This is a genomic window from Patiriisocius sp. 208BN25-11, assembly GCF_058147145.1.
This window is the reverse complement of the sequence record NZ_JBYVJY010000005.1, coordinates 169,614-181,818: the sequence shown is the minus strand read 5'-3', so window position 1 is coordinate 181,818 and position 12,205 is coordinate 169,614. Positions and strand designations below refer to the sequence as shown.

At 35.9% G+C, this 12,205-nt stretch carries 11 protein-coding genes; 6 read left to right on the top strand and 5 right to left on the bottom strand.

Going from position 1 to position 12,205, the window contains the following annotated elements; genetic code table 11:
• Positions 1-56: 56 nt before the first annotated feature.
• The 3 genes from ACY2RS_RS08645 to ACY2RS_RS08635 form a co-directional block, all read right to left on the bottom strand.
• On the bottom strand, positions 57-734 hold the full coding sequence (locus ACY2RS_RS08645; protein WP_490098242.1) for a response regulator transcription factor: 678 nt from the start codon (positions 732-734) through the stop codon (positions 57-59).
• Complete coding sequence (locus tag ACY2RS_RS08640) at positions 724-1,515, bottom strand: sensor histidine kinase (protein WP_490098241.1); 792 nt, start codon at positions 1,513-1,515, stop codon at positions 724-726. The genes ACY2RS_RS08645 and ACY2RS_RS08640 overlap by 11 nt, the downstream gene beginning before the upstream one ends.
• 652 nt (positions 1,516-2,167) lie before the next feature.
• Positions 2,168-2,602, bottom strand: coding sequence for a hypothetical protein (locus ACY2RS_RS08635; protein WP_490098240.1), 435 nt, complete (start codon positions 2,600-2,602; stop codon positions 2,168-2,170).
• 199 nt (positions 2,603-2,801) lie between these two features.
• Between ACY2RS_RS08635 and ACY2RS_RS08630 the strand changes: the two genes are divergently transcribed.
• Positions 2,802-3,179 carry a hypothetical protein gene (locus ACY2RS_RS08630; protein WP_490098239.1) on the top strand — a complete coding sequence of 126 codons (378 nt, stop codon included), beginning with the start codon at positions 2,802-2,804 and terminating at the stop codon, positions 3,177-3,179.
• Positions 3,180-3,206: 27 nt separating this feature from the next.
• Complete coding sequence (locus ACY2RS_RS08625; protein ID WP_490098238.1) at positions 3,207-3,737, top strand: phage tail protein; 531 nt, start codon at positions 3,207-3,209, stop codon at positions 3,735-3,737.
• Between the two features lie 63 nt (positions 3,738-3,800).
• Here the strand turns inward: ACY2RS_RS08625 and ACY2RS_RS08620 are convergent, their stop codons facing one another.
• On the bottom strand, positions 3,801-4,811 hold the full coding sequence (locus ACY2RS_RS08620; protein WP_490098237.1) for an SAM-dependent methyltransferase: 1,011 nt from the start codon (positions 4,809-4,811) through the stop codon (positions 3,801-3,803).
• A 113-nt stretch (positions 4,812-4,924) separates the two neighbouring features.
• On the opposite strand from ACY2RS_RS08620, the gene ACY2RS_RS08615 reads away from it, so the two are divergent.
• The 4 genes from ACY2RS_RS08615 (at position 4,925) to ACY2RS_RS08600 (ending at position 11,577) form a co-directional block, all read left to right on the top strand.
• Positions 4,925-9,421, top strand: coding sequence for a T9SS type A sorting domain-containing protein (locus ACY2RS_RS08615; RefSeq protein WP_490098236.1), 4,497 nt, complete (start codon positions 4,925-4,927; stop codon positions 9,419-9,421).
• 246 nt (positions 9,422-9,667) lie between these two features.
• Positions 9,668-10,540 (top strand): RluA family pseudouridine synthase, encoded by an 873-nt coding sequence (locus tag ACY2RS_RS08610; protein ID WP_490098235.1) that lies wholly within the window; start codon positions 9,668-9,670, stop codon positions 10,538-10,540.
• A gap of 54 nt (positions 10,541-10,594) precedes the next feature.
• Positions 10,595-10,951, top strand: coding sequence for a DoxX family protein (locus tag ACY2RS_RS08605; RefSeq protein WP_490098234.1), 357 nt, complete (start codon positions 10,595-10,597; stop codon positions 10,949-10,951).
• Complete coding sequence (locus ACY2RS_RS08600) at positions 10,948-11,577, top strand: alpha-ketoglutarate-dependent dioxygenase AlkB family protein (RefSeq protein ID WP_490098233.1); 630 nt, start codon at positions 10,948-10,950, stop codon at positions 11,575-11,577. Before ACY2RS_RS08605 ends, ACY2RS_RS08600 begins: the two co-directional genes overlap by 4 nt.
• Here ACY2RS_RS08600 and ACY2RS_RS08595 read toward each other — a convergent pair.
• Positions 11,518-11,943 (bottom strand): hypothetical protein, encoded by a 426-nt coding sequence (locus ACY2RS_RS08595; RefSeq protein WP_490098232.1) that lies wholly within the window; start codon positions 11,941-11,943, stop codon positions 11,518-11,520. The two genes, ACY2RS_RS08600 and ACY2RS_RS08595, sit on opposite strands and share 60 nt — an antisense overlap.
• Positions 11,944-12,205 lie beyond the last annotated feature (262 nt).

Below are 12,205 nucleotides of genomic sequence, written 5' to 3'. Positions count from 1 at the left end.
ATAAAAAGCCGTTTCAAGTATGAAACGGCTTTTCTTTTTGCAAATAATCGAAGGTATTAAAACCGAGTCTCTATAGGCACAATACCATGTTGTATGGCATAAATAACCAGCCCAGCAATGTTCTTAGAATCTGTTTTAAGCAATAAGTTATTGCGATGTCCTTCTACCGTACGCGGACTAATAAAAAGCTTCTCGGCTATTTCGTTAGTAGTGTATTGGTTACAAACCAATTCTAACACTTCTTTCTCCCTTTTGGTAAAATGGGTGGTGTCAAAAACAGATTTTACTTTCTTAGAATCATTTAACAAAGCACCATCTTGAATATAGTTAAGCACTTTGGCATCATAATAAAAACCTTTAGCAGCAACTCCTTTTATGGTGACCACCATTAAGGCTGGAGTACTGTTCTTTGCTAAGTAAGCAACTGCACCAATAGATAACATATTTACAATAAAAGGTTTACTGAAGTAACTGGTGAGTGCAATTATTTTAATATCTGGAAATTCCTTTCTAATAATCTTAGTAGCCTCTACTCCATTAAGTTCGGGCATTTTAAGATCAGTGATAATAATTTCCGGCAATTCTGAAGCTGCTCGTAGTTGGTCTACAAGATCTTGGCCATCTGCAGCATCAAAAAGTACTTCAAAAGATTCTTGTTTACTTAAAATAGCGCGAATGCCTTGTCTAAAAAGCAACTCATCATCTGCTATAGCTATGGTTATTTTATGTTGCATCTGTAATCGTTTTAATAGTAAATAGGCTGCCATTTCCTGGAGTACTTTCAATAGTTACTTCTGCTTTTAAAATAGCAGCTCTACTGGTAATATTTTGTAAACCAATACCTCCTTTTATAGTAATATCTTCAGTATCAAATCCAGATCCATTATCATTAAAAGATAATAGAAAGCTAGTCTCAGCGGAAGTTAGATTTATAGTTACTTGTGTTGCATTGCCATGACGTATAGCATTATTGAATAATTCTTGTACAATTCTAAATACATGCAACTCTTCAGTCTTAGACAAAAAAGAAACATCGCTCACATCATGTAATATTTGCAATTTATTGGTGTGCAAATAATCATCAAAAAATTCTTCTAATGCTACTTTTAAACCAAACTTATCAAGCACAGGCGGCAATAAATCGTGTGCTAGTTTTCTAGAATTTTCTAATGTTTTAGAAGTAACATTTAAAATATGTTGGACAGATTCATGCTGCTCTTGGGTTAAGCTATCATCTTCTAATAATAAATTAGTGGTTAAACTCACTACATTAAGCTTAGAACTTATTTCATCATGTAAATCTTGTGCAATGCGTTTACGCTCTTCTTCTTGGGTAGCAATGGTTGCTTGTAAGATACTTTTTTGATGGGCCAATTGCATCTCAATTCTTGCCACTTGCTCCTGTACTATTTTCTTTCGAGAATAATGAAAAAACAGCATTAAACCTGTAGTAAGTAATACAGTAAAAAGAATCCCATATATGAGAATCGCTATGAGATTGTCTTGGTCTTCCATTTTGAAATATTAAGTTTCCATTCAAGGAAAAATGTTACCTGATATAAAACAAACATAATGTTGTTAATTAACCATATTCTATCTCCAGCAATTTGAACACTAGGAGAAAGATCCTCTTCTGTCATTAAAATTGTACCAACAAAAAATATTAAAGTACTTGTTGAAAAGTAAATCAAAATAGCGCTATTAATAAATAGAAAAGACCCCTTCTTTGTTAACGAATTATACAGATGGATAATCGAGTATGCTATTATTGGAACACTTGTGAGAAATATATCAAAAAGATTAAATGAAATCACTCGTGACATATCAGACAAATAATAATATCCTAATAAAATTATCACAGCTATTCCCGTAAAAAAAACAATCTTTTTCTGTAATTCTTTAAAAATAGTACTATAGAAAAAAGATAATAGTAAAAATTGAATAAAGAAATATACATGCGCTACCCAAAGATTATTTTCAACTAATGAAGATAAATATCTCATATAAAGCTGAAGGAAACATCCTACGACTAGATATACCGCAATCCATTTTAATGAACTAAAATTTTTATTCTTTAAAAAAGCAAATAAATATATCGAGGCATTTATTACAATTAAAATATGTACAATATAATCAAGGAGCGTATCTAAAAAATCCCACATTAAGATTAATTATGGTTAAGCGGACTATTTTTATCACATTTAAAAGGACACGGTCTAGTAAAATCAAAGGCCCCACTTCCTGTAAGTGGAATTTGTATAGGATTAGGTGTTCCCAATACTTGATCTTGGTATTCCCCCTTTACATCAACCGTACCTACCATCACTAGTTTCTCCTCATTTTGTTTAGGATTTGTAGGGTCTGGTCCAATAGCCATGTATGCACGTATGCCATAGGTTGGAGGATTGCTATGCACAGTAAAACCGCCTCTACCATCTGGCACCAATACACCCAATTCTTCTAATAAGCTTAAAATATCCGCATTAGGAATTAAAAATGCCTTAGAAAGGTTAGGATGCGCTGACTGCCATGCTGCAGTCCAATCTGTTGCTTGCTTTTGCGTAATTCCGCCTGTTGGTAATCCACCATCTTGTGTACTCATAATTAATAGATTTATTAGGTTAGTAATCACTCGAAGGTCTGCATTTTATTTCACATATCAAACCCAAAATTCAAAAACGGGGGTTTTTACGGGGATTCGGTTTTCAAAAAAAGCAAATCAAGTATTTCTACTCATAAAGTCACCTAAAAACTATCATACATTTGAAGTTCAATTAATTACTAACTAAACATTTTAAATTATGTACACATTAAATGTAAACAATAATTTTATCTGGCCTATCACCGCAAATGATGGGACAGTAATTCCAGAAAAAGGAGGCTCACACTCTTTTACAAACCAGGGAAGCATGGTACTTCATGTCATGGGTATGGGTGATTTTGCTTTTTTAGATTTGGGAGATCATAAAATTCCTGGATATCCAGAAGCGCCAGAAACTTGGGGTGTTCTTTTAAGGTCACACGTTCACGAAGCCTATTATCGATATGAAGGCGGTGGAGTCTTAACAGCTGAATTTGATCAGTACGGCACATGCACATTATCTACAGCAAACGGCACATTAATTCCAATCTCGATAGAAGAATTAAACGTGAAAGTATCAGGAATACATATCTCATAAATATAAACTAACTTAAAACATAAAATCATGGAAGGATATTTAGGACAACTCATATTATTTGCAGGAAATTTTGCCCCCAGAAACTGGGCATTTTGTCAAGGACAATTAGTAGCCATTGCTCAAAATCAAGCGCTTTTTTCAATTTTAGGCACTACCTATGGTGGTGACGGGCGAACTACCTTTGCTTTGCCAGATTTAAAGAGCAGAACAGCATTAGGTACTGGAAATGGTGCTGGATTAAAAAACGTCGCACTTGGTGAAAAAGCAGGTGTTTTACAAAGCACAGTACAATTAGCGAATCTACCAAACATTCCTGTAAAAGTAAGTTCTGGAAACGCAACTCAAAATGCAGCAACTAACGGAGCTTCTATAGCAACTCCCGGTACTACAGCCGGAAGAGCATTTACTGCAACACAAGGTTTTAATACCGCAACACCAGATGCAACTTTAAATCCTGGAACTGCTGGAGGGAATTCAATACCAATGAATACAGTGTCACCATATGTGGGTATGAATTATATAATCTGTATAAACGGATTATACCCATCAAGAAGTTAAATCAATTTACTTTCGACAGACTCGGGTTGGGCATCTAAAAATAAATTTAGATGCCCTTCTTTTTTAGGTTAGTATTTCTTCCAGATTCCAACCTGGAATCCCATGAGTAGTGTAGTGTAATCTAAACGAATTAGCTTGGATAGTATACAAGGAAGAAATACAATACAAATTACTTAATAAAGAATCTCCTTTTGCCAATAGCTGTTCTTTATAAATATGAACCTGGGCATAGACCACAACATCTGGAAAATCTTCAAAAGGAAATGGTTTTGAAATGAGACCACTTTTAAAAGTAAAGATGGGTGCTTCTGAAATTTCCTTGGTGATAGAAAACAGAGGTGTATCGCCCACAGTTATCACCTTTCTTAATGCTGGCAACCTTTCCTGAAAAATATCAAAATAATATTGCTTCGAAAAAAACGAAAAAGCCTGTCTTACGGTAATCGCTTCTGGAATAAAAACACCCTCTGGATGTAATTGATGGGCTAAGTTTTGGGTAATTCTCACCTGAGGCTCTACCGTTAAACCCTTATCCATAGTTTCAGAAACAACCATATGTAAAGGCCTTCCTTTTGGATGGGTATACCTAACAGCATCTTGAAGTAGGATATTTCCGAAGAAATCTTCATAGCCAAAATAAGCAATAAGCGCCCTAACCGATTGCAAAGAGGTTTCATTTACATCTAAAATAGTAACAGAGAGTTCTTCAGGACTAAATAAATGAAGTAAAGGCAATATCAAGGGAGCTGCAGGACCAGAACCCGCATAGACTATTTCTAGTTGCGTATCTGGAAACTGTTTTTTCATATCTAAAATACCACGATAGACTCCTTTTATAAAACGTGTGGTTCGCAACACATCTTGTAAACAATCTATAGCATGTTGAGAAGATAAAGCAATTCCCCCGTCTATAGCCACAGGATGGGTATTGGTATAAAACTCCTTTGTGGTAAGAGTCTCAAACAATGTATAATAGCTACTAATCAATTTGTTGGCAGCCAAAACCTCTTCCTCTTCTGTTTTAGAAGTTAATAGCTGTGCTACCACCCCTTTAAAAAAATGTAGGATCTCCATAAAGCTAAAATAACACATCTAAATTGTCAAAAAACAGGTATAATCACTTGATTTAATAAAGATTAGTCATTGTATTTTTGATTATAACTAAATAAACTATCAAATTAACTATTATGAAATTTTTTACAACAACACTATTATTGTTACTTATCCCCATAACAGGGATCGTCCTAGCGCAAGGGAGTGAGAATTTTGAGGGACTACCCGATAATCAAGACTTTTTTATACGAGACGGAAAAACGTTCACCTCCAACAACACCAATTTTGATGTCACAACCTTTGCAAATGCGGGTGCTGGAGGCTCTAACAAATTTATGGACAATTTTGGCAGTACAGCTACTAATGTTACCTACTCTATTAGTACTGGAGGTCCAAATTTCACTATGAATACGGTTGCTTTTTACGCCTCTTCAGATGCAAATGGAGCTACACCAACCAATAATGGTACGGTAACGATAACAGGTTATGAAAATGGCATGGCGGTAGCAGGCTACACGTATACAAAACCAGCACCCTACCCAACAGATTTTAGTGGCAACAATGGTTTTTTCACCATCAACTTTACCACAGATCCTTCTACAGATTTAAGCGCAGTTAATATTGATAGGCTTGATATTACACTAGGCGGTAGTTTTCGATACTTAGCCATGGATGATTTTGTTTTTGGTGCCGAAATTTTAGAAACCGACCCTCCATTTGCAAATTCCATTACCCTAAACGGAACACCTAACAGCACTGCTCCATCAATAAGCTATACCGTAACATTTAATGAAGCAGCACTCAACGTAGACGCATCAGACTTTGCCATAGATACAACTGGAACATCTGGAAATATAACAAGCGTAACAGGATCTGGCACTAGCTATACAGTGACGGTAGGAAATATTTCTGGAGAAGGAACTATTAGTGTAGATTTAATAGCAGGAAATAATATTGCAGATGCCCTAGGGAATAGCCCCGCACCTGCTTTTACTGCAGGAGACAACCATTTTGTATCTAGATGTTTTCAAGAAACCTTTGAGAGTTTTGTAGATGGAGATATCATGTTTAGTAGTAATGGAGTAGTTTTTACAACGGGAACTGCCAATTTTAATGTTCATAACTTTGGAGGAGCTGGTGCAGGTTCTTCAGATAAATTTTTAGACAATAATGCAGATCAAGGCACAAATAAAACCTATACCATAACAACACCTGGCACTGAAGAATTTACTATTGAAGCTATAGAAGTTTATGTTTCTTCTATACAAGATGGGGCTAGTCCTACCAATGACGGTTCTCTTACAATTAGAGGGCTTCTAGGTGGACTTCAACAATATGCGTTTACAAAAAATAGTGGCTTCCCTACAACATTTGGAGCCACAAATGGATATACAGTCATCGATTTTGCTGCAGAAGATGCCCCAGAGGATCACAGTCTAAAGAACATTGATGAACTAGAAATTAGTATTGGTGGCTCTTTTAGTTACATAGCATTAGATAATTATGAACATTGTGAGGCTGTGGTTGCTAACAATCCTCCCATTGTACAAAACATTTCCTTAGTAGGAGATCCAGAATCTAATGCTGCCAATGTAGACTTTACTGTCATTTTTAATGAAAATGCAATCAATGTTACTGCAGATGATTTTTCTTTAGACACCCAAGGCACAGCAATTGGATCTATTTCTGGAATTACTGGTTCTGGAAATACTTATACACTTTCTGTTACTTCAATTAGTGGAGAAGGTAGTATTAGACTAGACTTAGATGCAGGCACAGATATTGAAGATGCAGCTGGTAATACACCACCCGATCCATTTACAAGTGGTGAGCGACATATTGTATCACCCTGTGATGTAGAAACCTTTGAAGTTTCTGCAGTTGGAGCTACCACATTTACAAGAGACGGTATTCCATTTGCTACTGGAACCGCAAACTTTGCAGTAGAAGAATTTATTGGTGCAGGTGCAGGGTCATCAGACAGATTTTTAAGCAATACTACCAACCAAGTAACCAACGCAACCTACAACATTTCAATAGATAATACATCTACCATATTCATGAACAGTATGGAAGTATATGTATCTTCTGAAGCCAATGGAGCCAATCCAACAAATGACGGAAGCCTGGTTGTAAGAGGGTTTTTAGACACGGTAGAAATCTACAGCTTTACTAAAAACACATTTCCAACCTCTAATGGAACGACCCAAGGATTTTCTTTAGTAGACTTTGCTGCAGATGGTGCTTCAGATTTTTCGAACACTGAGGTAGATCAAATACAAATTACAACAGGTGGTGCTTTTAGTTATATAGCGATAGACAACTTTAAATTTTGTGAAGACATCGTAGCTCCTATCGCTATATGTACAGACGCTTCACCAACATTAGACATGAATGGAATGGCAAGTCTTGCACCATCTGATATTGATGGCGGGTCAACAGACAACGCATCACGTTTTTTCTTAGGACTGGAAACGACAAGTTTTAATTCTGTAGCAGATAACACAAATCAAGATGTAATTTTACCTGTAGACCCATTTTTTGTAAATGAAATACAACTAATGGTTCCCACAACAGGAAACTACACTCCATCTACCTCAAGTTTTTCAGGACCAGGATTAGGTACATTAATTCTTATTTATACGGAACCCATTATCCCTAATAGCGGAGATTTTTTTGCGCGCCCTGGATATGCTGGAGGTATACAAATAGATGCAAATGGTAATTTTGCAGCTGGTGATCCATTAAATGGTGAAGATGGATTTTTTACGCTGCAAGAAGACACTACGTATTACATGTTAATATCTGATGTAAATTCAACCACAGATCATATCGCTACTATTACTTTTGACATGCCTATCATTGCAACACCAAACAAAGAGTTTGACTGTGCAGATGCTGGGGCATTTACAGAAACACTATACGCTTTTGATGGTAACGGTAATATGGATAGTTGCACTGCAACAGTTACTATTAATGTAGCTACAACACAATACACCGCAGCTGGATGGGATAATGGAGATCCTACTTTAGGATCTAATGCTGTTGTTACTGCAAATTATGACTCAGCAATAGAAGGAGACATAGATGCCTGTGCTTGCCAAGTCACCAATAATGCTATCACCACCATTAGAGGAGGAAACTACTTGCGAACCAATGGAGACATTACCGTAGATGCAGGAGCATCTCTTATTGTAGAACATCAAGGAAGTGTAGTACAAGACAGAGACGATGCCCTTGTTACAAACAGTGGTACCATCAATGTAAACATTACAACACCAAACCTAAACCCAAGAGATTTTATGCTCATGGGGAGCCCAATGACAGCAGAAACTAGAGAAGGTGCTTTTGAAAATGGTTTTAGAATGTTAGCCCATGACACCAATGCTTTTGAACCCTTTGTGGATAGTGGCGGGTTTTATGGTGGAGATTTTGTAAATTTCTTAGACGCAGACAACAACGATTGGTCAGCACACTCAGGGCTTACAGCTCCAGGCGAAGGATATTTATTTATCCCGAGTCCAGACATACAAACAGGAGGCAGTTATGACCTTACATTTGCGCAAGGAACCTTAAATAATGGTGTCATTAGTTACCCTACTATTTTTGGAGATGACCAAAATGATAGTCCAAACATTCTAGCAAACCCATATCCTTCTGCCATAGATGCATTGGCTCTAATGCAAGCCAATACTGCCATTGATGAACTGTATTTCTGGGAGCACGAAACAACGCCAAGCAATGCATTTCCTGGTGGAAACTCAGCGAACTTTAACATGAATGATATTTCTGTTATTAACGTACTTGGAGCCTCAGATGGAACTGCGCCTTTAGTAATCTCTTCAGGACAAGGATTTGGTATTAAAGCAGCAACTGCAGACAATGTAATATTTAATAATAGCATGAGACTTACTACAGGAAATACAACACTAAGAGCACCTATGTCTGCCGAAAAAATATGGCTAAAAGTAAATAACAATACCTATGATCTTCAAAGCACTACCCTCATTGGTTTTACAGAAGACGCCACTGCAGGATATGATGCACAATTCGACAGTAAAGCAATAGGAAGTGCTATTTCGTTGTATTCAAAAATTGACGGTATGGACCATGGTTTTGTAATTCAAGGACGTGAAGCCTTTTCTAATGATATTACAATTCCCTTAGGCTTTGCTTCTGCAGTAGAAGAAAATATTGAGCTAGAAATTTCAATTGAAGCACAAGAAGGTGTTGTATGGGGACTTAACAATACATACCTAATAGACCATTTGTTAGGAATTCAAACCAACCTCAGCCAGGAGAATTATACTTTTAGAAGCGTCAAAGGAAATTTTGAAGATCGATTTACACTTCTATTTCAGGACAATGAATCTTTAACTGTAGCAGACCAAATTGTGTCTACTGTAAAAGTTTTCCCTAATCCAGTAAAGGATTTTATCACTATAAGTTCACCAATAGCGCCAATTACTGGAATTGTAGTTACAGATATGCAAGGAAGAGTTGTTTTGAAAAACAATATGCAAGATGTAACTCAATATACCTTAGACATGAGTACACTAACTAATGCTGTTTACCTAATAACCATAGAAACAACATTACAAAACATCACAAAAAGAGTACTTAAAAAATAAAAATAATTAGTTTGTTTACTAAAACTGTGCTCAGCAAGTTGTTGAGTGCAGTTTTTACTTTTAAAAAACAGGTATTTCTACTTAGATTTATATTTAAAAGGGATGCTACTTTTGAAACTCAATTAATTATATACCAAATTATAATTGTAGATTCTTAGTAATCACGGCATCTGCCTCCTTTGGGGGTGGATGCTTTTTTCTTCGGAAATTCTAGTACATTTAAACGCCGCTAGAAAACCACCACTTGTGACTATTTTAGAAACCTACCATGTCCCGCAACTTGAAACTCCTATTAGATTATCTGATTTGAAGGCAGGAACGTTTGTATTGATACATTCTAGAAAAGCATTTACAAAATATATCAAAGCAGGATTGGTGCATGTAAATCAAAAACCAGCAACAACAGCAACACCACTTTCTGGAGATGAAACAATTACCATCTACACTGATGCATCTATCTCAAAAAAACCAAGTATATCTCTACCGCTTGAAGTTATTTTTGAGGATGACTACCTTGCCATTATCAACAAACCCGCTGGCATTGAAGTAAGTGGTAATAAAAAATATACCATTGCAAATGCATTGACTAATACATTGAGTAAGAGCACTCAAAAAGATGCTTTAGCACATCCAGAACCTATTCATAGATTAGACTATCCAACTAGTGGTTGTTTGCTTATTGGAAAAACAAGCCGTTGTGTGATGGCTTTAAACAAAGCCTTTAAAGATAAGAAAATTGCAAAAGTTTATTATGCAGTTACACTTGGACTGCAAGAAAAAAAAGGCAGTATAAATAACCCAATTGATGGAAAAGCATCGCTATCTCATTTTGAAGTCATTGCCTCACAAACTTCTCCAAAATACGAGGCTTTAAATTTGGTAAAATTGCTCCCAAAAACAGGTAGAAAGCATCAACTTAGAAAACACCTTTCTGAAATTGGAAATCCCATTATGGGAGACCTACAATACGGTACCGAAGGTCGTATCGGCAAAGGTAATGGCCTGTATCTACATGCCTATTCTTTGTCGTTTATACATCCAATTACGGGCGCTAACATTTCAGAAAAAATAACACTCCCTAAAAAATTTACACGTATTTTTAAAGATGTAATTGTTTAATCATTCTTTATTAATTGTATTTTTAAACTTCTTTAATTAGCAAACTATTTTTCTATGCTCCCTTGGCATCAATATCTCTTAGGAATACTATTTATTATAGCTGGTGCAAACCATTTTAGAACCCCAAAAATATACGAGCGTATCATGCCTCCTTATATTCCTTCGGCGAGTTTTATGGTATTGCTTTCGGGGATCACCGAAATGATTTCGGGCTTCTTACTCTTAAACCCCAAAACTCAATCGATTGGGGCTTGGTGTATCATTGTGCAACTCATTCTTTTTTTACCTGTGCATGTATATATGCTGCAAAACAAAGAGGCCTCTTTAAAATTACCCAAATGGGTGTTACTTCTTAGGTTTCCGCTACAATTCGGGCTCATGTATTGGGCCTACCAATATGTAGTACTATGAATTTATTTGAAGACGAAAATCGCCTAGAGAAAATTGTATTACCCATGCAAAATGCATCGGTAAGCTACTACCCAAATTTTTATAAAGAGCTGGAAGCACTAACATTTCAGAAAAAAATACAAGAAGAAACTGCCTGGCAAGAAGATGACATTAAACTCTTTGGAAAAGTATATAAACAGCCACGATTAACTGCATTGTATGGAGATAAAGACAAGCCTTACTCCTACTCTAATATAAAAATGGCGCCCAACTTGTGGACGCCTACCTTACTAAAAATCAAAGAGGATATTGAATTTATAACGAAGGAAAAATTTACTACAGTATTGCTTAACTTATACCGTGATGGCAGTGACAGCAATGGCTGGCATAGTGATGACGAGAAGGAGCTGGGGAACAACCCCTTCATCGCATCTTTGTCTTTTGGGGCGAAAAGAACGTTTCATTTTAAACATAAACAAGATACCAGCTTGAAGTTTAAAATAGATTTGGGGCATGGTAGTTTGTTAGTAATGGGTGGAGAAACACAGGCATTTTGGAAACATCAAATTCCAAAATCCAAACGTGTGCTAGCTCCAAGAATCAATCTTACGTTTAGAAAAATAAAAACCGGGTTTATCGATATATAAAAAACTATAACTTATAAAAACTATGAGTAAGCTAATCATAACGCTTACATGGTAGACCCATCGATAGGTATCTAAATCTCCTAAATATATAAAGGCCAACATGAGAAGTGATATACCAAAAGCTACAGTAGCCGATCTCTTTACCCCAATTTTTAATAGTAGTAAAGCGCCAGTTAAAAACTCTAAAAAAGGTAAAAATGTGGCTCCAAAAATTAAGAGCGTATCACTAGAAAAATAAGAAGAAAAGTGATTTTGAACAACATCTACATATTCTTGTATAAATAGCACTCTAGCTAAACCATGTAACATAATAATACTTCCTATAAGTATTCGGAAAATAAATGTGAGCGTTTCAATTTTTTTCATTCAATAATAAGATTAACATTTAAACAGTTTACAACCTTTTAATGTAATACCAACTGGTATTAGGCTACATATCAATACCACATATGAAGCGGTAGTATTTCAATCTAGCAGTAAAAAAAATTAGTGTTTGTTAATAATCTTTATTTGAGCTAATAAATATTTATTTTGGGGCAAATAAATTACCTGGGGGCTTAGCGCGTGCAAAAGTACTCACAGGCAACCAATTAACAACTAGCTATTTGTGAGTATTTTACGGTTTCAG